Source organism: Saccharopolyspora gregorii, assembly GCF_024734405.1.
Classification (GTDB): domain Bacteria; phylum Actinomycetota; class Actinomycetes; order Mycobacteriales; family Pseudonocardiaceae; genus Saccharopolyspora_C; species Saccharopolyspora_C gregorii.
This window is the reverse complement of record NZ_CP059556.1, coordinates 2,075,590-2,097,901: the sequence shown is the minus strand read 5'-3', so window position 1 is coordinate 2,097,901 and position 22,312 is coordinate 2,075,590. Positions and strand designations below refer to the sequence as shown.

The following is a 22,312-nucleotide window of genomic DNA, read 5'->3' as shown; positions in this document are numbered from 1 at the left end:
GCGAAGCCACCCCGACACGCCCCGGAAGCGGGCTCACCCGGCCAGCGCCGCCCGCACCGCCGACGCGAACCGCGGCTTCGCCCCCGGATCCGCCTGGCGGAACCCCAACGACGGCTCGGTCAGCTCCAGCTCCAGCAGCAGCGGCGACCCGTCCTCCCGGCGCACCAGGTCCACCCGCGCGTACAGCAGCTCGGACCGGCGCAACCCGTGAATCGCCGCCGCCGCGTCCACCGCGTCCTCCGCCGCGCGGCGCAGCGCCGCATCCGGCTCCACGCCGAAGCGATCGCCCGGTCCCGGCCCCGGCGCCGCCGGATCCGGCAGCATCGCGCCCTTCACGAACGCGTGCGAATAACCCCCGCCGACGAACACCAGCGCCGTCTCGCCCTCCCGGTCCACCGCCCGCTGGTAGGGCTGCACCAGCACCGTGTGATCCGCGGCGTGCAGCGCGGCCAGGTGCGCTGCCGCGGCGTCCCGCTCCCCCACCGCGAACCGGGCCGCACCCCGCGAGCTCGCCCCCACCGAGGGCTTCAGCACGAACTCGCCGTCCGGGTGGCGCAACGGCTCGCCCGGCGCGATCAGCTCCGTCGGCACCACCGCGACGCCCCGCGCGGCCAGATCGGCGAGGTAGGTCTTGTCGGTGTTCCAGCGCGCCACCCGCGCCGGGTTCACCAGCGCGGGCACCGACTCGCACCAGGCCAGGAAGTCCTTGCGCCGCAGCGGGTAGTCCCAGGTGCTGCGCAGCACCACGAGCTCGGCCGAATCGAACGGCGCGGCCGGGTCGTCCCACGGCGCCCAAGCCGCGGGCACGCCCAGCTCGGCCAGCACCTCCGGCAGGTCGGTGTCGTCGGCGTTCGAGCGGGGCAGCTCGGCGCAGCTGGCGAGCAGGACCCGAGGTGCCGGTCTCACCGGGCCCGGGGGCCGGCCATCTTCCGGCGGTGCGCCGGGCCGATCTGCAGCGCGGCGGTCGTGTCGCCGTCCCACTCCCCCGCGGTGACCTGCTCGACGGCCTCGACCACGGCCTCCCCCGCCGCGACGCCTGCGACCAGCACGTCGCCGAGCGCGCCGTCCTCGCCGATCAGCACGATGCGGGCGCCCGCCTGGCCGAGGTTCTCCACCACGGCTCGCGCGGAACCGCCGTGGCCCGCGGCGAACGCCTTCACCCGGGCGATCGCCTTCGGCTCGGGCGCGGTGCTCTGCTCGGTGTCGTTCTCGGCTGCCATGCGGGTGATCCTAGACAACCACCCCGACGACACGGGGCGAACAGTTACCCAGGCCACCGCCCGGCCGCCTCCGCGCCTGCGAGAGTGGGGATGATCCCCGGCGGCCGTCCCGGCGCCGGGCGGACGAGGCGATCTAGGAGGCACGCATGCGCGCGATTCGGGTACCGGCCCACGGCGGACCGGAGGTGCTGGAGCCCGCCGAACTGGACCGGCCGACCCCGCAGTCCGGTGAGCTGCTGGTGGAGGTGTCCGCGGCCGGGGTAAACTTCATCGACACCTACCAGCGCAGCGGCCTCTACAGCGTGCCGCTGCCGTTCACCCCCGGCGTGGAGGGCGCGGGCACCGTCCGCGAGGTCGGCCCGGACGTCACCGGATTCGCCCCCGGCGACCGCATCGCGTGGGCCATGACGCCCGGCGGCTACGCCGAGCAGGCCGTGGTGCCCGCGCGCAACTCGGTCCGCGTCCCCGACGGCGTCGACGACCGGACGGCGGCCGCCACGATGCTGCAGGGCATGACCGCGCACTTCCTCGTCACCTCCACCCACCCGATCCGCCCCGGCGAGACGGCGCTGGTGCACGCGGCGGCGGGCGGCGTGGGACTGCTGCTCACCCAGCTGATCAAGGCGCGCGGCGGGAACGTGATCGGCACCGTGTCCACCGACGAGAAGGAGCGGCTGGCGCGCGCGGCCGGCGCCGACGAGATCATCCGCTACACCGACGCCGACGTGGCCGAGGAGGTCCGCGACCTCACCGACGGACGCGGGGTGGACGTGGTCTACGACGGCGTCGGCGAGGACACCTTCGACGGCAGCCTCGCGTCGCTGCGCCCGCGCGGGACGCTCGCGCTGTTCGGCGCGTCCAGCGGGCCGGTGCCGCCGGTGGACCCGCAGCGGCTGAACTCGGGGGGCTCGCTGTTCCTCACCCGGCCGTCGCTGGCGCACCACATGCTGGATCGGGAGGAGCTGGACCGGCGGGCCGGGGAGATCTTCCAGGCGGTGCGCGCGGGCGAGCTCGACGTGCGCATCGGCGGCAGCTACCCGCTGGAGCAGGCCGGCCGGGCACACGAGGACCTCGAAGGCCGCCGCAGCACCGGGAAGCTCCTGCTGCTGCCCTGATCGCACCGGGTGAGTGGCCCATCCGCCCCGCGAGATCGGTCGGGTGGGCCACTCACCTGGAACTTCCAGGGTGCCGCGGCCGACTTGCTCGACGGGCTCGCGGCCTGGCCCGGTCGCGGCTGGTGCGGCGCACCGGGGACGCGCGGGCGCTGCCCGCCCCCGGGTCAGCCGACCCGGTTCCGCAGCCGCAGCCCGAAACCGCCCGCCGCCAGCAGCACCACTCCCACCAGCAGCACGATCAACGGCCCGCCGAGCGCACCGCCGGTCCAGTGGTACAGCGCCTCCGGCACGGCGACGGTCACCCCGAGCACGCCGAACACCAGCAGCACCGCCGAGCGCAGCGCCACGAACGCGGCGAAGCAGCCGACGGCCAGCACGAACGTGATCGCATAGCTCCACGACTGGTGCGCGATCACGGTCCACTGGGCGCCGGTGAGCGCCGTCGCCGCCGCGATCCCGAAGCCCACGTCGCGCCGCACCCGGCCCGCGCGGCCCCGGGCCGGCCGGTCGAGCACACCGCGCACCGCGAGCACCGCCCACAGCCCGCCGAGCACGATCAGCACCAGCATCTGCGGCACGGACCCGCTGCCCGGCAGCTCATCGGCCAGCGCGAGCGCGAACCAGAACGCGAAGGCACCGGTCGCCACCAGCCCCGGCACCGCGGGCAGCAGCGCGTACCCGGCGGCGGCCACGACCAGCCCCAGCCCGCTCGCGGACAGCGAGGAGGCCGAACCGTCCAGCCCGGCCACCACCGCCATCGCCGCGGACCCGGAGGCCAGCGCGAGCAGCGCGGACACGATGCGGCTGCGCCGCGAGGGCGCATCGGCGGCGAGCTCCCGCGCACCGCGCGGCCCGCCCGCGATGAGCCCGCCCACGACCACGAGCACCGCGGTGGCGGCGACCAGCAGGCCGATCCGGGCCGCGGTCGACAACACCTCCCAGGACATGCCGACCAGCAGCGACGCACCGCCGATCACGAGGGCTCCGCCCGCGTACCCGAGGACCTCCCAGACCCCGCCCGCGCGCTGCGGTGCGGGTTCGGCGGTGAGCTCGGCGCGCACCGCCTCGGCCTGCTCGGAGGTCAGCGTGCCGCGTTCGACGAGGCGCTCCAGCGCCTGCCGGTGCCGCGGCGGCAGTTCCGCGCTCATCGATCTCCCTCCACCGGTGATCCGCGCCGACTGTCGCACATGCGGTCGGGCCCGCGGTGGAGGGTGCGACGGCCCGCGCGACGACCAGGTGGGACGGCGCCGGACCGCTCAGCTCGTGGCGATCACGCGAACGGCCAGCCCAGCACCGGCAGTCCCAGCGCAGAGTCCACCGCCAGCGCCACGCACACGATCATCAGGTACGTGTTGGACATGTGGAACAGCCGCATCGGCTTCGTCGGCTCGCCCCGCTTGGTCGCGGTGTGCAGCCGGTGCGCGAGCCACAGGAACCAGGCGCCGGAGAGCACCGCGAACGCGGTGTAGAGCCACCCGGTGGCGGGGGCCAGCAGCAGCGTCCACAGCACCATCAGCCAGCTGTAGGCGACGATCTGCCGCGACACGTAGGCCGGTTCGGCGACGACGGGCAGCATCGGCACGCCCGCGCGCTCGTAGTCCGCCTTGTACTTCACCGCCAGCGCCCAGGTGTGCGGCGGCGTCCAGAAGAAGATGATCCCGAACATGACCAGCGCGGGCCAGTCCACCCGCCCGGTCACCCCGGCCCAGCCGATGACCACCGGCATGCAGCCGGCGGCCCCGCCCCAGACGATGTTCTGCGCGGTGCGGCGCTTGAGCACCAGCGTGTAGACGAGGACGTAGAACAGGATCGTGGCGACCGCCAGCACCGCGGCCAGGAGGTTCGTCGTCGCCCACAGGAACGCGAACGAGCCGAGCCCGAGCGCGATCCCGAAGAGCAGCGCGTGCCGGTTGGAGACGGTGTGGCGCACCAGCGGCCGGGCCCTGGTGCGCTGCATGACCTGGTCGATGTCGGCGTCGGCGACGCAGTTGAGCGCGTTGGCGCTGCCCGCGGCCATGGTGCCGCCGACCAGGGTGGACAGCACCAGCCACGGCGACGGGATGCCGCGCTCGGCCAGCAGCATCGCCGGGATGGTGGTGACCAGCAGCAGCTCGATGACGCGCGGCTTGAGCAGGCCGAGGTAGGCCTTGAGCAGGTCGCCGGGCCGCCGCGCGTGCCGCTGCGCACCGCCGACCGGGGTTTCGGTGCTGGTCACGAAACCGCCCCTGCCGCGCGCGCCGCGAGCCGAACGCCGTGCTCCGCACCGCCGGGGAGCGCGGTCCGCGCCGCGGCCGGGGCCGCGCCGTGGTGTCCGCCCGAAGCGCACCGCATCGCAGGCATGGGACTCCTAGTCAGCTCGGGGTGACCACCGGAACGACGGCGACCGACCGCCCTGAATGGTAGGCGCGCTACACCCCAGCGCCGCCCGCAGGGTCCGGGCGCGCGCCCCGGGGGCCTCGCGGCCGGGACCGGACCCGGCGGCGCCGGTACCGTGGGGTGAGCCACCGGACACGCTCCGCGCGGAAGGCACGTCCGCCGCGCCGCGTTGCCGGTGGTGGGGTCCACCGCACCGTCGCGGGATCGGCCCCGCGGCGGTCGAGGCGCCGCCGGGCGGGCGACGCACCGCGAACCGGGCCGGGCACCGGCCGTGGCGCCCCGGGCACGCACCGTCGACACCCCGGGGGGGCACGGCCGTGGCGGCACCGGTGAGCTGCGCGAACACCGGCCGGCGCGGTTCGGCGCCGCACGACGAGGGGTCTCCGGCGATGCAGGCGGTTGACCCGCGATCCTCTCACCCCGGTGGGGGACCGCATCAATTCAGGCGGGCCGCCGCGCGCCCACGAGGTCACGACTAGGCTGCCCGCTGGACGAGGGATAATTGCGGTCCGAATCGGTCCGGGTCAGCGGGCGACGCGCCGGAGCCGCGAAGGACCGCTTCGAGGGAAACTGGAGCTGCGTCCGTGTCCGTCACCGACGATCTTGCCCGCTTGACCACCAAGCGACTGCCCGCAGACTGGACCGAGTTGGACCAGCGCGCCGTGGACACGGTCCGGGTGCTGGCCGCCGACGCGGTCGAGAAATGCGGCAGCGGGCACCCAGGCACCGCCATGAGCCTGGCCCCCGCCGCCTACGCGCTGTTCCAGCGCGTCATGCGGCACGACCCCACCGACGCCGACTGGATCGGCCGCGACCGCTTCGTGCTGTCCGCCGGTCACTCCAGCCTGACGCTGTACCTCCAGCTGTTCCTGTCCGGGTACGGGCTGGAGCTGGACGACATCAAGGCCCTGCGCACCTGGGACTCCAAGACCCCCGGTCACCCGGAGTACTGGCACACCCCCGGCGTGGAGACCACCACCGGCCCGCTGGGCCAGGGCCTGGCCACGGCCGTCGGCATGGCGGTCGCCGCCCGCCGCGAGCGCGGTCTGCTGGACCCGGAGTCGGCCCCGGGCGAGAGCCCGTTCGACCACCAGATCTACGTGATCGCCTCCGACGGCGACATCGAGGAGGGCGTCACCTCCGAGGCCTCCTCGTTCGCGGGCACCCAGCAGCTGGGCAACCTCACGGTGATCTACGACGCGAACGAGATCTCCATCGAGGACGACACCCGCATCGCGCTGTCCGAGGACACCGCGAAGCGCTACGAGGCCTACGGCTGGCACGTCGTCACCGTCGACGGCGGCGAGGACGTCTCCAGCATCCTGGACGCGCTGGACGCGGCCAAGGGCAAGCCGGAGCAGCCCACGCTGGTCGTGCTGCGCACCGTGATCGGCTTCCCCGCGCCGACGAAGATGAACACCGGCAAGGCGCACGGCGCCGCGCTGGGCGGCGAGGAGATCACCGAGATCAAGAAGGCGCTGGGCTTCGACCCGGAGCAGACCTTCGAGGTCTCCGACGAGGTCCTCGCGCACGCCCGCAAGGCCGTGGAGCGGGGCAAGGCCGCGCACGCCGAGTGGCAGAAGTCCTACGACGCGTGGGCCGCCGAGCACCCCGACCGCAAGGCGCTGCTGGAGCGGATCCGGGTCCGCGAGCTGCCCGCGGGCTGGTCCGAGAAGCTGCCGACCTGGGAGGCCGACGGCAAGGGCGTCGCCACCCGCAAGGCCTCCGGTGAGGTGCTCAACGCCCTCGCCGACGTGCTGCCGGAGCTGTGGGGCGGTTCCGCCGACCTGGCGGAGAGCAACAACACCACGATGAAGGGCGTCGACTCGTTCGGCCCGAAGCACATCTCCACCGGGATGTGGAACGCCCAGCCGTACGGCCGGACGCTGCACTTCGGCGTCCGCGAGCACGCGATGGGCTCGATCCTCAACGGCATCGCGCTGCACGGCGGCACCCGCCCGTACGGCGGCACCTTCCTGATCTTCAGCGACTACATGCGGCCCGCGGTGCGGCTCGCGGCGCTGATGAACGCCCCGACGATCTACGTGTGGACGCACGACTCGATCGGCCTGGGCGAGGACGGCCCGACGCACCAGCCGATCGAGCAGCTCTCCTCGCTGCGCGCCATCCCCGGCCTGTCGGTGGTCCGCCCCGCGGACGCCAACGAGACCGCCTTCTCCTGGAAGGCGATCTTGGAGGACACCAGCGGCCCCGCCGGGCTGGCGCTGACCCGCCAGGGCGTGCCGACGCTGGAGGGGACCGACGCCGAGGGCGTCGCCAAGGGCGGTTACGTGCTGGCCGAGGCGTCCTCCGGCACCCCCGAGCTCGTGATCATCGCCACGGGCTCCGAGGTCCAGCTGGCCGTCGAGGCCAGGAAGATCCTGGAGGCCGACGGCGTTGCCACCCGCGTGGTGTCGATGCCGTGCGTCGAGTGGTTCGACCGGCAGGACAAGGCCTACCGCGAGCAGGTGCTGCCCCCGTCGGTGCGCGCCCGCGTCTCCGTCGAGGCCGGCATCGCCCAGTCCTGGCACCGGTTCACCGGTGACCTCGGCGAGAACGTCTCGATCGAGCACTTCGGCGCCTCGGCGGACTACAAGACCCTGTTCGAGAAGTTCGGCTTCACCACGGAGGCGGTCGTCGACGCCGCCCGGCGGAGCCTGGAGAACGCGCGCTCGAACGCGTGAGTGGAGGTATTGCAGTGACGAACAACCAGAACCTCACCGCGCTCAGCCAGGCGGGCGTGGCGATCTGGCTGGACGACCTGTCCCGCCAGCGGATCACGTCCGGCAACCTGACCGAGCTGATCAACGACTACGCGGTCGTGGGTGTCACCAGCAACCCCACGATCTTCGCGAAGGCGCTGTCCAACGCGGCCGACTACAACGACCAGGTCCGCGAGCTCGCCGCCCGCGGCGCCGGCGTGGACGACACGGTCCGCGAGCTGACCACGAAGGACGTGCGCGACGCCGCCGACGTCTTCCGCAACGTCTACGAGGCGGGCGACGACGGCCGGGTCTCCCTGGAGGTCGACCCGCGGCTGGCCCACGACACCGACCGCACCGTCGCCGAGGCGCTGGAGCTGTGGAAGGCCGTCGACCGGCCGAACCTGATGGTCAAGATCCCGGCGACGGTCGAGGGCCTGCCCGCGATCACCCGGGTGCTGGCCGAGGGCGTCAGCGTGAACGTGACGCTGATCTTCTCCGTGGAGCGCTACCGGGACGTCATGGACGCCTACCTGGCGGGCCTGGAGCAGGCGAAGGCCAACGGCCACTCGCTGAACACCATCGCCTCGGTCGCCTCGTTCTTCGTGTCCCGCGTGGACACCGAGATCGACAAGCGGCTGGAGGGCGTGGAAGGCGGCCAGGACCTGCAGGGCAAGGCGGCCATCGCCAACGCCCGGCTGGCCTACGCCGCCTACGAGGAGGTCTTCTCCTCGGACCGCTTCCAGGCGCTGGCCGCGGACGGTGCGAAGCCGCAGCGCCCGCTGTGGGCCTCCACCGGCGTGAAGGACCCGGCGTACTCCGACACCCGCTACGTCGACCAGCTGGTGGCGCCGAACACGGTGAACACCATGCCGGAGGCGACGCTGTTCGCCACCGCCGACCACGCCCAGGTCGAAGGCGACCAGGTCCGCGGCACCAAGGACGCCTCGCAGCAGGTGTTCGACGCGCTGACCGAGATCGGCATCGACCTCGACGACGTGTTCGCGGTGCTGGAGCGCGAGGGCGTCGAGAAGTTCGAGAAGTCCTGGGAGGAACTGCTCGACACCGTGCGCGAGCAGCTCGACCAGGCCAAGTAGGCGAACGGCCGTTCCACCGCGGGTGTGCCCCGCGCCCGCCCCGGGGCACGCGACATTCCACGGAATTCGCGTGCCCCGGGTGCTGTGGCGGGTGGGCCCGGTCAGGCTCATCGGGGTACCCCCGCGGCGGAGGCGTCCGGTCCGCCCACCGGCCGGCGTCGCCCATCCCCTAGACACGAGGAATCAGATGGCAACCGAAACTTCAGTCGAGATCGCAGACGAGGCTCTGGCCGGGGAGGCTCGCGCGCTCGCCGAGCGGCTGGCCGCGGACGGCGCGGCGAGCGGTCTCGCCGCGGGCGACGCCACCCTGTGGGGCCCGGACGCCGAGAGCGAAGCCTCGATCCGGCTCTCCTGGACCACCCTGCACGAGACCTCCCGCCCGCTGCTGGCGGAGATCGCCGAGCTGCGCGCGGAGCTGCACGCCGACGGCGTCGACCGGGTCGTGCTCGCCGGCATGGGCGGGTCCTCCCTCGCCCCCGAGGTGATCACCGCGACCGCGGGCGTGCCGCTGACCGTGCTGGACACCACCGACCCGGGTCAGGTCGGGGACGCGCTGTCCGGCGACCTGGACCGCACCGTGCTGGTCGTGTCGTCGAAGTCCGGCACCACCGTCGAGACCGACAGCCACCGCCGCATCTTCGAGGCGGCGTTCTCCGCGAACGGAATCGATCCCGCTACGCGCATCATCGTGGTCACCGACCCGGGGTCACCGATGGAGACCGCCGCCCGCGAGGCCGGGTACCGCCGCGTGTTCACCGCCGACCCGAACGTCGGCGGCCGCTACTCGGCGCTGACCGCGTTCGGGCTGGTCCCGGCCGGGCTGGCCGGTGCCGACATCACCGCGCTGCTCGACGAGGCGGCGAGCGCGTTCGAGCTGGTCCGCCAGGACTCCGCGGACAACCCGGCGGTGCGGCTGGCCGCGGCGTGGGGCGCGGCGCACGAGCGCGGCGCCGAGAAGCTGGTGCTCGCCGACGGCGGCTCCGGCATCCCCGGCTTCGGCGACTGGGCGGAGCAGCTCATCGCCGAGTCCACCGGCAAGCAGGGCACCGGCCTGCTGCCCGTGGTCGTGGAGAACCCGCAGGCCCCCGGCTTCGCCGACGCGGGCCGCGACGCCACCACCGTCGCCGTCGGCGGCGCCGTCGACGGCGCGCAGCTGGTGACCACCGGCCCGCTGGGCGCCCAGTTCCTGCTGTGGGAGTTCGCCACCGCGCTGGCCGGGCGGCTGCTGGGCATCGATCCGTTCGACCAGCCCGACGTGGAGGCCGCGAAGAAGGCCGCCCGCGCGCTGCTCGACGGCCCCGACGGCGGTCCGGTCGTGACGCCGGCGCTGGTGTTCGGTTCCGTCGAGGTCTACGCCTCCGGCGACTGGTTCACCGCCGGGGTGGGCACCGTGGCGGAGGCGCTGCGCGCGTTCGTCAAGTCCGCGCCCGCGCACGGCTACCTGGCGGTGCAGGCCTACCTGGACCGCCTCGACGACGCCTCCGCCGCGCTGCTGCGCCCGGAGCTGGCCCGCCGCACCGGCCTGCAGACCACCTTCGGCTGGGGACCGCGCTTCCTGCACTCCACCGGCCAGTACCACAAGGGCGGTCACCAGAACGGCGCGTTCCTGCAGATCACCGGCGAAGCCGAGAACGACCTGGAGGTGCCGGAGCGGCCCTACTCGCTGGCGGGCCTGCAGCGCGCCCAGGCGCTCGGCGACGGCCAGGTGCTCGTCCAGCACGAGCGCCCGGTGCTGCGGCTGCACCTGACCGACCGGGCCGCCGGTCTGGTCGAGCTGGTCAAGGCCGTTCAGGAACTGCACGACGAGAGGGGTGGGGCGTGAGCTCCAGGAACCTGCCGCGCAACCCGCTGCGGGACCCGCGCGACAAGCGGCTGCCGCGGATCGCCGGGCCGTCCGGCCTGACGATCTTCGGCGTGACCGGGGACCTGTCCCGGAAGAAGCTGATGCCCGCCATCTACGACCTGGCCAACCGGGGGCTGCTGCCGCCGGGGTTCGCCCTGACCGGCTTCGCCCGCCGGGACTGGGAGGACCAGGACTTCATGCAGGTCGTCTACGAGGCGGTCAAGGAGCACGCGCGCACCCCGTTCCACCAGTCCGTGTGGGACCGGCTGGCCGAGGGCATCCGCTTCGTGCCGGGCTCGTTCGACGACCCCGAGGCGTTCGACCGCCTCGCCGAGACCGTCAAGCAGCTCGACGAGGAGCGCGGGACCGGCGGCAACCACGCCTTCTACCTGTCGGTGCCGCCGTCGGCGTTCCCGACGGTGCTCACCCAGCTGTCCCGCTCCGGGCTGACCGACCAGTCCCCGGACCAGTGGCGCCGGGTGGTCATCGAGAAGCCGTTCGGGCACGACCTGGAGAGCGCCCAGCACCTCAACAAGATCGTCAACGAGGTGTTCCCCGAGGACTCGGTGTTCCGCATCGACCACTACCTCGGCAAGGAGACGGTGCAGAACATCCTGGCGCTGCGCTTCGCGAACCAGCTGTTCGAGCCGCTGTGGAACGCCCACTACGTCGACCACGTGCAGATCACGATGGCCGAGGACATCGGGCTCGGCGGCCGCGCCGGGTACTACGACGGCATCGGCGCGGCGCGCGACGTCATCCAGAACCACCTGCTGCAGCTGATGGCGCTGACCGCGATGGAGGAGCCGGTCAGCTTCTCCCCCGAGGACCTGCGCGCGGAGAAGCTGAAGGTGCTCTCGGCGACCAAGCCGGTCGGCCCGTTCAGCGAGACCACCGCCCGCGGGCAGTACACCGGTGGCTGGCAGGGCGGTTCGCTGGTACCGGGCCTGCACGAGGAGGGCGGCTTCGCCAGCGACTCGACCACCGAGACCTACGCGGCGATCACCCTGGAGGTGGAGAGCCGCCGCTGGGCCGGGGTGCCGTTCTACCTGCGCACCGGCAAGCGGCTGGGCCGCCGCGTCACGGAGATCGCCGTGGTGTTCAAGCGCGCCCCGCACCTGCCGTTCGACGACACCATGACGGAGGAGCTGGGCCAGAACGCCCTGGTCGTCCGGGTGCAGCCGGACGAGGGCGTCACGATGCGCTTCGGCTCGAAGGTCCCGGGCACCTCGATGGAGGTGCGGGACGTGACGATGGACTTCGGCTACGGCCACGCGTTCACCGAATCGTCCCCGGAGGCGTACGAGCGGCTGATCCTGGACGTGCTGCTCGGCGAGCCGTCGCTGTTCCCGGTCAACGCCGAGGTGGAGCAGTCCTGGCGGATCCTCGACCCGGTCCTCGACTACTGGGCGGCGCACGGAGCGCCGGAGAACTACAAGGCCGGGACGTGGGGGCCGCCGACCGCGGACTCCATGATGACCCGCACCGGACGTGTCTGGAGGCGCCCGTGATCATCGACCTGCCGTCGACGACCACCTCGCAGGTCAACAAGAAGATGGTCGAGCTGCGCGAGACCGGTGGGGCCGTCGCGCTCGGCCGGGTGCTGACCCTGGTGATCGTCACCGGGGACGGCACCGAGACGGAGAAGGCCATCCAGGCCGCCAACGACGCCAGCCGGGAGCACCCGGCGCGGGTGATCGTGGTGGCTCGGGGCGCCAAGGAGGCCGCGCCGCGGCTGGACGCGCAGATCCGCATCGGCGGGGACGCGGGTGCCTCGGAGGTCGTGGTGCTGCGCCTGTACGGCGCGCTGGCCGACGAGGGCGCCGGTTCCGTGGTGCCGCTACTGCTGCCGGACGCGCCGGTGGTGGCGTGGTGGCCGACCGAGGCCCCGGAGGTCCCGGCGAAGGACCCGATCGGGATGCTCTCGCACCGCCGGATCACCGACGCGGCCGCGGAGCCCGACCCGATCGAGTTCCTCAAGACCCGCGTCGGCTCCTACGTGGAGGGCGACACGGACCTGTCCTGGACCCGGCTCACCTCGTGGCGCGCGATGCTCACCGCCGCGCTGGACCTGCCGCCGTACGAGGCGGTGACCAGCGCCGTCGTCACCGGTGCCGCGGACTCCCCGTCCACGGACCTGCTGGCGGCGTGGCTGGGCGCCTACCTGGAGGTGCCGGTGTACCGGGTGGAGCACCCGCGCGGCCCGGGCATCGTCTCGGCCGAGCTGCGGCGCCCCTCCGGTTCGGTCAAGATCGTCCGGCCGGACGGGAAGGTCGGTACGCTGACCCAGCCGGGCCAGCCGGACCGGCGGCTCTCGCTGCACCGCCGCGAGGTGCGGGACTGCCTGGCCGAGGAGCTGCGCAGGCTCGACCCGGACGAGATCTACGAGATCACCCTCGGTGGGCTGGCCGGGATCCGGCGCGTCGACCAACCCCCCGCCGCCGACGAGCCCGAGCAGGCGGCGACCGAACCGGAGCAGGCGGAAGGCGAGGCATGACCAGGCAAGAAGTCGTCGTGCACGGCGACGGCGAGGTCCTGGCGGCGGCCGCCGCCGCCAGGCTGATCACCCGGATCGTGGACGCGCAGGCCGCGCGTGGATCGGCGTCGGTGGTGCTCACCGGCGGGCGCACCGGCATCGGCGTGCTCGAACAGGTCCGGCACTCCCCCGCCCGGGACGCGGTCGACTGGGCGAACGTGGACGTGTACTGGGGCGACGAGCGGTTCCTGCCGGACGGCGACCCGGAGCGCAACGAGACCCAGGCGCGGGCGGCGCTGCTCGACCACGTGGCGGTGGACCCGGAGCGGGTGCACCCGATGGCCCCGTCCGACGGCAAGTTCGGCGCGGACGCCGACGCGGCCGCCGCGCACTACGCGGAGCTGCTGGCGACGCTGGCCGAGCCGGCCGTGGAGTTCCCGGTGCCGCGCTTCGACGTGCTGCTGCTCGGCGTCGGCGAGGAGGGGCACACGGCGTCGTTGTTCCCCGACACGCCGTACGTGCGGGAGCGGGAACGCGCGGTGGTGGGCGTGCACGACTGCCCGAAGCCGCCGCCGACGCGGATCTCGCTGACGCTGCCCGCGATCCGGTCCGCCGCCGAGGTGTGGCTGATGACCACGGGCGCGGCGAAGGCCGAGCCGGTGGCGGCCGCGCTCGGCGGTGCGGATCCGGTGGACATCCCGGCCGCGGGGGCCGTCGGCCTGGAGCGCACCCTGTGGCTGCTGGACCCGGCGGCCGCGCCGCGCGGCTGAGCACGGCTGATCGAGTCCGGGCCGTCCGCTCCCCCTCGGGGCGGGCGGCCCGTTCGCGTGAAGTGGCCTTTCGCTTTCCCCGGAAATTGGACCTTGGGGACGTCCACTTCGCCGCGCAGGATGAGCGCATGACCGAACCGACCACCGCACCGCCGTTGTCCTCGACCTCCCGCACCTCGCTGGGCCGCAAGAAGGACCGGGCCGCCACCGACCGCGCCGACCTGCACGACGTGCTCGACGGGGCGCTGATCTGCCACCTCGGCCTGGTCCTCGACGGCCACCCGCAGGTGCTGCCCACCGGGTACGGGCGCGACGGCGAGGTGCTCTACCTTCACGGCTCCACCGGGGCGCGCAGCGTGCTCGCGGCGGGCGCCGAACCGGAGGTGTGCGTGACGGTCACCCTGCTGGACGCGGTGGTGTACTCCCGCACCCTCAACGACCACTCGATGAACTACCGCAGCGCGGTGATCTACGGCCGGCCGCGGGCGGTGCTGGACCCGGCGGAGAAGCTGCACGGGCTGCGGGTGCTGTCCGAGCACCTGGCGCCCGGCTCGTGGGACCACGCGCGGGAACCGGACGCGAAGGAGCTCGCGGCGGTGGCCGTGCTGGCCCTGCCGCTGGCGGAGGCCTCGGTGAAGATCCGCTCCGGTCCGCCCACCGACGACCCGGCGGAGCACGCGACGGGCGCCTGGGCAGGGGTCCTCCCGTTCCGCACCGAGTGGGGCACCCCCATCCCGGCCCCGGACCTCGCCCCCGGTATCCCGACCCCACCCCACATCGCGGACCGCCGCACCCCCCACGACTGAGCACCTACCACTGGCGACAAGAGCACGCCGCGCGCACTTGCCGCTCAGCGGCAAAGCCGCTGAGCAGCAACCACGCACGCAACAGGACCACCCGCGGGTTCTCAGCTCACTCCTCGCGAGGACGGCGTTTTCTCCTGTGGCGGAGCCACCGGTGAAAACGATCCCGCAGCGAGGACGCTGAGGTTCCGCCACCCCACCCCCGATCAGCAAGAGCCGTCAAACCCGCCGGAGCCAGGTGTCGAAGTGCCGGTGCCGCAACGCGTAGCGGCAGCGCAGCAACCGCCACTGGCCGTACCCGGGGAACCCGGCGGGCCGGTGCACGCGCGCCCCGGCCAGCAGCGCCCACGTCCCCACCGCCAGGTCGTCGGCGATGGCGTTGAGCCGGTAGCGGGCGAGGCGCTGCTGATCGGGTCTGCCGTCGACGACCTCCGCGGCCCGGCGCCACTCGTCGTCGAGCTGGCAGGTCTCCACCAGCATCGCCGCGAGGTCGTGGTGCGGGTCCGCGTTGCCCGCGAAGTCGAAGTCGACCAGCCGCACCTCCCGGCCGGGGCCGACCAGCACGTTCGACGGGCTGCCGTCCCGGTGGCAGGGCCGCGAGTCCCGGCCGGCCGCCCGCAGCGCCGCGCCGATCAGGCGCACCCGCTCCCGCATCCAGGTGAAGTCCACCGGCAGCGGGACGCCCGTGGCCGCGGCGGCCTCCGACCACCGCTCGACGTCCTCGAACACGTCCCGGTCGACGGGCATCGCCGGGCCGCGGTGCAGCACCCGCTTCGCCGCGACGACCGCGCCGAGCACCTCGGGTTCCCGCAGGTGGTGCGGTTGCAGCGCCTGGAAGGTGGCGGGCAGCCGCTCGTAGCCGACGGCCCCGGCGGCGACGGCGCGGACGGCGGGCGCGACACCGGTGGTGTGCGCGACGGCCGCGCAGTCGGCGGCGCTCCCGGTGTCGACGAGCTCGGCGAGGGCCTCGGGCAGCACCGTCGCGAACCAGCCGTCGCACTCACCGGTGAGGAACAGGCAGTCGTGCACGGCGGCCTGCCTGGTGCGGTCCAGCCGCGGCGGCACCGCCTGCTCGTACTCGACGTCGTGGCGGCCGGTCAGGGCGTGCACCGCACGCCGGGTCCGCGGCTCCCGCGTGTCTGGACCGGCGCTCATCCGGCAACGCTTCCCACTCCTCGGACGTTAGGAGCGGGAACCGTCAGCTCTGCTACGCGCGCGTGTCCGGCCGGTCAACTACCACGGCGCAGATGTCCGGCAGGTAACCGAACCGGACATCCGGGGTGGTCCGCGCGCGATCCGGTCGTCCGCCGAGGTGAACGGCCCGTGTCCGGCCGGGCGAACGGGCCGTTCACCTGGGCCGGATCACGGTTCGGCGAGGACGACGACGCCGTCGTGGTCGCTCACCAGGTATTCGCCGGGCACGAACCGCACCCCGCCGAGCTCCACCGGCTCGTCGACGACGCCGTCGCCGGTCTTGCCGCTCTTGCGCGGGTTCGAGCCGAGCGCCTTCACGCCGAACTCCATCCCGGCCAGCACCGCGGTGTCGCGCACGGCGCCGTTCACCACGATGCCGGTCCAGCCGTTCGAGCGGCCGAGCTCCGCGATCAGGTCACCGACGAGCGCGGTGTGCACCGACCCGGCTCCGTCGATCACCAGCACCTGGCCCTCCCCCGGCTCGGAGAGCACCTTCTTGAGCAGCGCGTTGTCCTGGAAGCAGGTGACCGTGCGGATCCGCCCGGCGAACACCTCCCGCCCCCCGTACTGCCGGAACTGCACGTCGCAGCTGCGGATGGCCGGTCCTTCGCGGTCCGCGAGGTCGGCGGTCGACAGGTCCATCACAGTCTCCTCGGCTGGGCCACCGGCGCCCGCGGCGCCGGACCTTCCCGGGCGCCGAGCCGACGCGGGCGACCGCGCCCGGAGCATGATCCGGCGAGCGTATCCGCCGATCAGCGCGCGGAGCGGGTCCGGGCGAGCAACGCCACAGCGCTCACGCGGGGATGGGCGCGGTCCCGTCGTGGTGCGCGCGCAGCCAGCCGCACCATTCGCCGATCCCCTCGCCGCGTTTCGCGGACAACCGCAACACGCGGATCCGCGGATTGATGCGCTGCGCGTGCGAGATGAATCGGTCCACGTCGAAATCGAGGTGCGGCAGCAGATCCACCTTGTTCAGCAGCACCAGATCGGTGCTGCGGAATACGTGCGGATATTTCAGCGGTTTGTCCTCGCCTTCGGTGACCGAGGCGATCAGCACCCGGTGGTGCTCGCCGAGGTCGAACAACGCGGGCGCGGCGAGATTCCCGATGTTCTCGATGAACACCAGCGACCGCCCGGCCGGTTGCAGCGACCGAAGTCCTTCGTCGACCATGTCGGCGTCGAGGTGCCCGCCGGAACCGGTGTTGATCTGCACCACGCGGCAGCCCGCGGCCCGCAGCCGGTCGGCGTCCAGGTGGGTCTCCTGGTCCCCCTCTATCGCCGAGATCGACACGGTCGAGCCGAGCTCGCGCAGCGTCCGCTCCAGGAGGGTGGTCTTCCCCGAGCCGGGCGAGCTCATCAGGTTCAGCGCGAGAATCCTGCGCCGTGCCAACGAGTTCCGCGTCCGCTCCGCCAGCGCGTCGGAGATCCGCTGCCGGGGGACCGCACCGTCCGAAGCGGACGGTCCTTCGTGGCCGCACGGCTCGGGGAAGTCCGGACCCGACACCCGGACCCCGGCGCGGCCCGCTGCTGCGTACCCACCGCGCATGGTCTCTCACACCTCCAGCTGCGGCGTCCGGGCGGATTCCGGCTGATCCGTCCAGACGCGGCAAAGATCATCTCATCGTCGCAGAGAACGGTTCGGTTCTCCATACCGGAATGGCCCGCGAAACGCGCTCCGCACGCACATCACGCGGATAGAGCAATGCGCGCGGAACCTTCGGAAACGGTCAGTGACCTAGCGGCGAGCCGGAACCGAGCACGTTTCCTGCCGACTCCCCCGGCGGACACGTCGAATGGTTCCGCGCACCCGGCGCACCACAGCAGATCCCCCAGCAACCGGCCGCCGCCGATGGGCAGCGCGCACTGCGGGCATTCGTCGCGGAACGCGCGCACGACGCCGCCCGCATTGCACACCGCGATGAATTCCCCACCGATCTTGGTGGTCACGACCTCCCCCGGAGCGAGGTCCGACACCCCCGGCACCGGCACCCACGACTGCGCGGGACGGCTGTTCTCGGACGACACCATGCGGGCCTGCTTCCTGCGACGACGCCGTGCTGCGGTGCGCCCCAAGCTACGACCGCGCCGCGACGGCCCACAACTCGATGTCCCCTCGTCCGGAGGACGCCGAACAACGCGAAGGCGGGCCGGAGAGGTCTCCGGCCCGCCCGCGGTGGACCCGCCGTCAGCGCCCCTGGCGCTTCTTCAGCTTCGTCAACGCCTCTTCGAGGATGGCCATGCCGTCGGAGTCGCTGCGCCGCTCCTTGACGTACGCCAAGTGGCTCTTGTACGGCTCGTTGCGCCGCGCCTCCGGCGGGTTCTGCTCGTCCTGGCCCGCGGGCAGCCCGCAGCGGGGGCAGTCCCACTGGTCCGGCACCTCGGCGTCCATCGAGAAGAACGGCCGCGTGTGGTGGCCGTTGGCGCACCAGTAGTCGACCCGCCTGCGCGGTGCCGACTCGCCCCGCTCCGACTCGCCCATCGGGCCCGCGCCGACGCGCGTGCCTCGGATCGCGTTACCGCCAGTCATGCACTCTCACCCACCAAGCCGCACGGAGGACCGGCCGCACCGGCCGGCCGCTGTTGGTCAACCGCTGCCAGCTCGCCGGACCGTCAACCGATCTTGATCAGCAGCCCGGTACCGATGATGCAGATCACCCAGACCGCGATGACCACGATCGTGATCCGGTCGAGGTTCTTCTCCGCCACGCTGGAACCCGACAGGCTCGACTGCATGCCACCGCCGAAGAGCGAGGAGAGCCCGCCGCCCTTGGCCCGGTGCAGCAGGACCAGCAGCACCAGCAGCACGCTCGTCAGGATCAGGCCGATCTGCAGGATTAGATTCATCACGTCCTCGTTCACACAGCGGTTCGCCACCGAGAGTACCGGTTGGCGTTCGTCCGGTGGACCGCCGTCCGCCTTAGCGCCGGTGTTCCACCGCGGTCGGTGGGTGCACCGCCCCGGCCGACGAGGTCACGCGGCCGGGGCGGTCGCCGGGCCGGCCCGTGCGGACCGGCCGGAGCATCAGGGCAGCGGGCCGCCCGCCGCCATCGCGCTGAGCTTGGTGAACTCGTCGCCGTTGAGGCTCGCACCGCCGACGAGCGCGCCGTCCACGTCGGTCTGCGCGATCAGCTCGCCGATGTTGCTGGACTTGACCGAGCCGCCGTAGAGCACCCGCACCTCGTCGGCGATCTCCTTGCCGTACTTCTCGGCCAGCGCCGCGCGCAGCGCCGCGCACACCTCCTGCGCGTCGTCGGCGGTGGCGACCTTGCCGGTGCCGATGGCCCACACCGGTTCGTAGGCGACCACGACGGAGCGGACCTGCTCCGCCTTGAGGCCCTTCAGCGCGTTGATCAGCTGGGTGGTGCAGTGCTCGACGTGGCCGCCGGATTCGCGGACGTCGAGCTGCTCGCCGACGCAGAGGATCGGCGACATGCCGTTCTTCAGCGTGGCCCGCACCTTGCGGCCGACGACCTCGTCGGTCTCCGCGTGGTACTCGCGGCGCTCGGAGTGCCCGACGACCACGTAGCTGCACCCGAGCTTGGCGAGCATCGGGCCGGACACGTCACCGGTGTAGGCGCCGGAGTCGTGCTCGGAGACGTCCTGCGCGCCGTGCTTGAGCAGCAGCTTGTCGCCGTCGATCAGGGTCTGCACGCTCCGGATGTCGGTGAACGGCGGGATGACCGCCACCTCGACCTTCGCGAAGTACTTCTCGGGCAGCGCGAAGGCGACCTTCTGCACCAGGGCGATCGCTTCCAGGTGGTTCAGGTTCATCTTCCAGTTGCCCGCGATCAGCGGAGTCCTGGCCATGCGGAGTCCTTTCCTGCGGCGGAGCCGCTAGTCACCACGCTCGACGGTTCGGGCGGTCAGGCTTCGCCTTCGAGGACCGCGACACCCGGCAGGTCCTTGCCTTCGAGGAATTCCAGCGAAGCGCCGCCACCGGTGGAGATGTGCGAGAACCCGTCCTCGGGCAGGCCGAGGGTGCGGACCGCGGCCGCGGAGTCGCCGCCACCGACGACGCTGAACGCGTCGGAGTCGACGATGGCCTGCGCGACGCCCCGGGTGCCCGCGGCGAACGCCTCGAACTCGAAGACGCCGGCGGGGCCGTTCCAGAACACGGTGCCCGCGGTGCGCAGGGCGTCGGCGAACAGCTCGACGCTGCGCGGCCCGATGTCCAGGCCCATCCACCCCTCGGGGATGGCGTCGGCCTCGACGACCCGCGTGTTCGCGTCGGCGGCGAACGCGTCGGCGACGACCACGTCGACGGGCAGCACCAGCTTGTCGCCGTGCTTCGCGAGCAGGTCGCGGGTGGCATCGAGCTGGTCGTTCTGCAGCAGCGAGGAACCGACCTGGTGGCCCTGCGCGGCCAGGAAGGTGTAGGCCATGCCGCCGCCGATGAGCAGCTTGTCGACCTTCGGCAGCAGCGCTTCGATCACGCCGAACTTGTCGGAGACCTTGGAACCGCCGAGCACCACCACGTAGGGCCGCCGCGGGTCGCCGACGAGGGTGCGCAGCACGTCCACTTCGGACAGCACCAGTCCGCCCGCGTAGCCCGGCAGCAGCTTCGCCACGTCGTAGACGGAGGCCTGCTTGCGGTGCACCACGCCGAAGCCGTCGGAGACGAACGCCGCGCCGTCGCCGACCAGCTCGGCCAGCTCGCGGGCGAACGCGCCGCGCTCGGCGTCGTCCTTGCTGGTCTCGCGCGGGTCGAACCGCACGTTCTCCAGCAGCGCCACCGAACCGTCGGTCAGCCCCTCCACCACGGAGCGGGCGGAGTCCCCGGTCACGTCACCGGCCACCGCCACTTCGGCGCCCAGCAGCTCACCGAGCCTGCGCGCCACCGGTACCAGCGAGAACCGCGGGTCCGGCTCGCCCTTCGGGCGGCCGAGGTGGGCGGTGACGACGACGCGCGCACCGGCCCCGGTCAGCTTCTCGATCGTCGGCAGCGAGGCCCGCACCCGGCCGTCGTCGGTGATCTCGTCGCCGTCCAGCGGAACGTTGAGGTCGGCGCGCACCAGCACGCGACGCCCCCGAACTCCTTCGGACAGCAGATCGTCGAGGTTCTTCACGTCTGCTCCTCACATGAAAGAGAAGGCCCGCACGAGCACAGCTCATGCGGGACCTTCAACAAGCTTCCGACAGCCACCCGATTCGGGTTCGTGCAGCCGGCAGGCGAAACGTGCCCGGCCAGGCCGATCATCGTCCTGTCAGCGGCGAAGCCGCTGAGCAACGACCACCAGAGCAAGCCGACCACCGGCGGGTTCTCAGTCGTCTTCTCGCGAGGACGGCTTTTTCCCTCGTGGCGGAGCCACTTGGGAAAAAGATCCCGCAGCGAGAAGACGACTGAGGTTCCGCTACCCGACCCGCAGGCAGAACGAGCCCGTCAGGAAAGCTTCGACCCGATCAGAGCAGCGAGGTCGGCGAGGCGGTTGGAGTATCCCCACTCGTTGTCATACCACCCGACGATCTTGACCTGGTCGCCGATGACCTTGGTCAGCGGCGCGTCGAAGACCGTGGAGGCCGGGTCGGTCACGATGTCGCTGGAGACGATCGGGTCCTCGCTGTAGCGCAGCACGCCCTTGAGCTTGCCCTCGCCGGCGGCGGCGCGGAACGCGGCGTTGACCTCTTCGACGGAGGTCTCCTTGCCCACGGTCGCGGTGAGGTCGGTGACCGAACCGGTCGGCACCGGCACGCGCATCGCGTAGCCGTCGAGCTTGCCGTTGAGCTCCGGCAGCACCAGGCCGATGGCCTTGGCCGCACCGGTGCTGGTCGGCACCACGTTGATCGCGGCACCGCGGGCGCGGCGCAGGTCCTTGTGCGGGCCGTCCTGCAGGTTCTGGTCCGCGGTGTAGGCGTGCACCGTGGTCATCAGACCGCGCTGGATGCCGAACGTGTCGTCGAGCACCTTGACCATGGGGGCCAGGCAGTTCGTGGTGCAGGACGCGTTCGAGATGATCGTCTGCGAGCCGTCGTACTTGTCGTCGTTGACGCCCAGCACCACGGTCAGGTCCTCGCCCTTGGCGGGCGCGGAGATGACGACCTTCTTGGCGCCGCCCTCGTCGACGTGCTTGCGGGCGTCCGCGGCGTTGGTGAAGAAGCCGGTGGACTCGACGACCACGTCCACGCCCAGGTCGCCCCAGGGCAGCTTGCCCGGGTCGCGCTCGGCCAGGATCTTGATCTGCTTGCCGCCCACCTCGATGCCCTCGTCGGTGACCTTGACGTCCTGCTCGAGGCGCCCGAGGACGCTGTCGTACTTGAGCAGGTGGGCCATCGTCGCGACATCGCCCAGGTCGTTGGCGGCCACGATCTCGATGTCGTGGTCGCTGGCGGTCGCGGCCCGCCAGAAGTTCCGCCCGATGCGGCCGAAGCCGTTGATCCCTACGCGAACGGTCACGCCTATCTCCTCGTGACTGACCCTGCCGCCTCGACGCGACGGGTGAGCGGTTGATGGACTCCTCAGCACCCTATCTGTCCGCGCCAACTGCGCAGACGACCGGGCGCGCGCCTTCCGGAACAATCATGGCGCAGCTCGCCCCGGCGCGACCGATGATCACCCGCTCGTGCCGCGATGTCTGCCTTTCGGGTGCCCCTACGTGCTGCATCCGCCGGTTGACCGCCGTGAGAGCGCTCTCAAGAATGTGCTGGTCGGTCGTGATCGACGTCTCTGCACCGGTACCGCCTCCGCGGCGGGGCCGGGCGGAGCGCGGCGGCCGGCGAGG

The 22,312-nt window shown here is 72.6% G+C and carries 21 protein-coding genes; 8 read left to right on the top strand and 13 right to left on the bottom strand.

The window, feature by feature from the left end; all coding sequences use genetic code 11:
• Window positions 1-33: 33 nt before the first annotated feature.
• Both H1226_RS08965 and H1226_RS08960 read right to left on the bottom strand, forming a co-directional pair.
• Window positions 34-906 (bottom strand): ATP-grasp domain-containing protein, encoded by an 873-nt coding sequence (locus H1226_RS08965; RefSeq protein WP_258348366.1) that lies wholly within the window; start codon window positions 904-906, stop codon window positions 34-36.
• Window positions 903-1,220: a hypothetical protein gene (locus H1226_RS08960; protein WP_224957682.1), complete on the bottom strand. Its 318-nt coding sequence runs from the start codon at window positions 1,218-1,220 to the stop codon at window positions 903-905. Before H1226_RS08960 ends, H1226_RS08965 begins: the two co-directional genes overlap by 4 nt.
• 146 nt (window positions 1,221-1,366) lie before the next feature.
• On the opposite strand from H1226_RS08960, the gene H1226_RS08955 reads away from it, so the two are divergent.
• On the top strand, window positions 1,367-2,335 hold the full coding sequence (locus H1226_RS08955; protein WP_258348365.1) for a quinone oxidoreductase family protein: 969 nt from the start codon (window positions 1,367-1,369) through the stop codon (window positions 2,333-2,335).
• A gap of 164 nt (window positions 2,336-2,499) precedes the next feature.
• Here H1226_RS08955 and H1226_RS08950 read toward each other — a convergent pair whose 3' ends face one another.
• Window positions 2,500-3,483: a DUF2157 domain-containing protein gene (locus H1226_RS08950; protein ID WP_258348364.1), complete on the bottom strand. Its 984-nt coding sequence runs from the start codon at window positions 3,481-3,483 to the stop codon at window positions 2,500-2,502.
• A 122-nt stretch (window positions 3,484-3,605) separates the two neighbouring features.
• Complete coding sequence (locus H1226_RS08945) at window positions 3,606-4,550, bottom strand: heme o synthase (protein ID WP_224957691.1); 945 nt, start codon at window positions 4,548-4,550, stop codon at window positions 3,606-3,608.
• A 745-nt stretch (window positions 4,551-5,295) separates the two neighbouring features.
• Between H1226_RS08945 and tkt the strand changes: the two genes are divergently transcribed.
• From tkt to H1226_RS08910, 7 genes are all read left to right on the top strand, one after another.
• A complete protein-coding gene (tkt, locus tag H1226_RS08940) occupies window positions 5,296-7,395 on the top strand; it encodes a transketolase (protein WP_224957692.1) in 2,100 nt (699 codons plus the stop codon).
• Between the two features lie 14 nt (window positions 7,396-7,409).
• Complete coding sequence (gene tal / locus H1226_RS08935; RefSeq protein WP_224957693.1) at window positions 7,410-8,510, top strand: transaldolase; 1,101 nt, start codon at window positions 7,410-7,412, stop codon at window positions 8,508-8,510.
• A 187-nt stretch (window positions 8,511-8,697) separates the two neighbouring features.
• Window positions 8,698-10,332 (top strand): glucose-6-phosphate isomerase, encoded by a 1,635-nt coding sequence (locus H1226_RS08930; RefSeq protein ID WP_258348360.1) that lies wholly within the window; start codon window positions 8,698-8,700, stop codon window positions 10,330-10,332.
• On the top strand, window positions 10,329-11,864 hold the full coding sequence (zwf, locus tag H1226_RS08925; protein ID WP_258348357.1) for a glucose-6-phosphate dehydrogenase: 1,536 nt from the start codon (window positions 10,329-10,331) through the stop codon (window positions 11,862-11,864). The genes H1226_RS08930 and zwf overlap by 4 nt, the downstream gene beginning before the upstream one ends.
• Window positions 11,861-12,850 carry a glucose-6-phosphate dehydrogenase assembly protein OpcA gene (gene opcA, locus H1226_RS08920; protein ID WP_224957696.1) on the top strand — a complete coding sequence of 330 codons (990 nt, stop codon included), beginning with the start codon at window positions 11,861-11,863 and terminating at the stop codon, window positions 12,848-12,850. The genes zwf and opcA overlap by 4 nt, the downstream gene beginning before the upstream one ends.
• Window positions 12,847-13,599 carry a 6-phosphogluconolactonase gene (gene pgl / locus H1226_RS08915; RefSeq protein WP_224957697.1) on the top strand — a complete coding sequence of 251 codons (753 nt, stop codon included), beginning with the start codon at window positions 12,847-12,849 and terminating at the stop codon, window positions 13,597-13,599. Before opcA ends, pgl begins: the two co-directional genes overlap by 4 nt.
• 128 nt (window positions 13,600-13,727) lie before the next feature.
• Complete coding sequence (locus H1226_RS08910) at window positions 13,728-14,405, top strand: pyridoxamine 5'-phosphate oxidase family protein (protein ID WP_258348356.1); 678 nt, start codon at window positions 13,728-13,730, stop codon at window positions 14,403-14,405.
• Window positions 14,406-14,621: 216 nt separating this feature from the next.
• Here H1226_RS08910 and H1226_RS08905 read toward each other — a convergent pair whose 3' ends face one another.
• The 9 genes from H1226_RS08905 to gap form a co-directional block, all read right to left on the bottom strand.
• A complete protein-coding gene (locus tag H1226_RS08905) occupies window positions 14,622-15,557 on the bottom strand; it encodes a phosphotransferase family protein (protein ID WP_258348355.1) in 936 nt (311 codons plus the stop codon).
• 207 nt (window positions 15,558-15,764) lie between these two features.
• The gene (rraA, locus tag H1226_RS08900) at window positions 15,765-16,238 is read right to left on the bottom strand and encodes a ribonuclease E activity regulator RraA (RefSeq protein WP_224957701.1); all 474 of its coding nucleotides are present in this window, start codon (window positions 16,236-16,238) and stop codon (window positions 15,765-15,767) included.
• A 151-nt stretch (window positions 16,239-16,389) separates the two neighbouring features.
• Entirely contained in the window at window positions 16,390-17,142 is a 753-nt protein-coding gene (gene hypB / locus H1226_RS08895) for a hydrogenase nickel incorporation protein HypB (RefSeq protein ID WP_258348354.1), read from the bottom strand.
• A 140-nt stretch (window positions 17,143-17,282) separates the two neighbouring features.
• Window positions 17,283-17,624: a Rieske (2Fe-2S) protein gene (locus tag H1226_RS08890; RefSeq protein WP_258348353.1), complete on the bottom strand. Its 342-nt coding sequence runs from the start codon at window positions 17,622-17,624 to the stop codon at window positions 17,283-17,285.
• Window positions 17,625-17,781: 157 nt separating this feature from the next.
• Window positions 17,782-18,123 carry an RNA polymerase-binding protein RbpA gene (locus tag H1226_RS08885; RefSeq protein ID WP_224957704.1) on the bottom strand — a complete coding sequence of 114 codons (342 nt, stop codon included), beginning with the start codon at window positions 18,121-18,123 and terminating at the stop codon, window positions 17,782-17,784.
• Window positions 18,124-18,206: 83 nt separating this feature from the next.
• A complete protein-coding gene (secG, locus tag H1226_RS08880) occupies window positions 18,207-18,440 on the bottom strand; it encodes a preprotein translocase subunit SecG (protein WP_224957705.1) in 234 nt (77 codons plus the stop codon).
• Between the two features lie 177 nt (window positions 18,441-18,617).
• Window positions 18,618-19,403, bottom strand: a complete 786-nt coding sequence (gene tpiA, locus H1226_RS08875; RefSeq protein WP_224957706.1) for a triose-phosphate isomerase — start codon at window positions 19,401-19,403, stop codon at window positions 18,618-18,620.
• 56 nt (window positions 19,404-19,459) lie between these two features.
• Entirely contained in the window at window positions 19,460-20,662 is a 1,203-nt protein-coding gene (locus H1226_RS08870) for a phosphoglycerate kinase (RefSeq protein WP_258348349.1), read from the bottom strand.
• Window positions 20,663-20,976: 314 nt separating this feature from the next.
• On the bottom strand, window positions 20,977-21,987 hold the full coding sequence (gene gap, locus H1226_RS08865) for a type I glyceraldehyde-3-phosphate dehydrogenase (RefSeq protein ID WP_258348346.1): 1,011 nt from the start codon (window positions 21,985-21,987) through the stop codon (window positions 20,977-20,979).
• Window positions 21,988-22,312: the final 325 nt, after the last annotated feature.

Excerpts from the sequence above, each read along its gene's own strand:
- tpiA (WP_224957706.1), bottom strand. The coding sequence starts at position 19,403 with ATGGCCAGGACTCCGCTGATCGCGGGCAACTGGAAGATGAACCTGAAC.
- pgl (WP_224957697.1), top strand. The coding sequence starts at position 12,847 with ATGACCAGGCAAGAAGTCGTCGTGCACGGCGACGGCGAGGTCCTGGCG.
- H1226_RS08955 (WP_258348365.1), top strand. The coding sequence starts at position 1,367 with ATGCGCGCGATTCGGGTACCGGCCCACGGCGGACCGGAGGTGCTGGAG.
- hypB (WP_258348354.1), bottom strand. The coding sequence starts at position 17,142 with ATGCGCGGTGGGTACGCAGCAGCGGGCCGCGCCGGGGTCCGGGTGTCG.
- H1226_RS08885 (WP_224957704.1), bottom strand. The coding sequence starts at position 18,123 with ATGACTGGCGGTAACGCGATCCGAGGCACGCGCGTCGGCGCGGGCCCG.
- rraA (WP_224957701.1), bottom strand. The coding sequence starts at position 16,238 with ATGGACCTGTCGACCGCCGACCTCGCGGACCGCGAAGGACCGGCCATC.
- H1226_RS08950 (WP_258348364.1), bottom strand. The coding sequence starts at position 3,483 with ATGAGCGCGGAACTGCCGCCGCGGCACCGGCAGGCGCTGGAGCGCCTC.
- secG (WP_224957705.1), bottom strand. The coding sequence starts at position 18,440 with ATGAATCTAATCCTGCAGATCGGCCTGATCCTGACGAGCGTGCTGCTG.
- H1226_RS08890 (WP_258348353.1), bottom strand. The coding sequence starts at position 17,624 with ATGGTGTCGTCCGAGAACAGCCGTCCCGCGCAGTCGTGGGTGCCGGTG.
- H1226_RS08905 (WP_258348355.1), bottom strand. The coding sequence starts at position 15,557 with ATGAGCGCCGGTCCAGACACGCGGGAGCCGCGGACCCGGCGTGCGGTG.
- H1226_RS08930 (WP_258348360.1), top strand. The coding sequence starts at position 8,698 with ATGGCAACCGAAACTTCAGTCGAGATCGCAGACGAGGCTCTGGCCGGG.
- H1226_RS08910 (WP_258348356.1), top strand. The coding sequence starts at position 13,728 with ATGACCGAACCGACCACCGCACCGCCGTTGTCCTCGACCTCCCGCACC.
- H1226_RS08960 (WP_224957682.1), bottom strand. The coding sequence starts at position 1,220 with ATGGCAGCCGAGAACGACACCGAGCAGAGCACCGCGCCCGAGCCGAAG.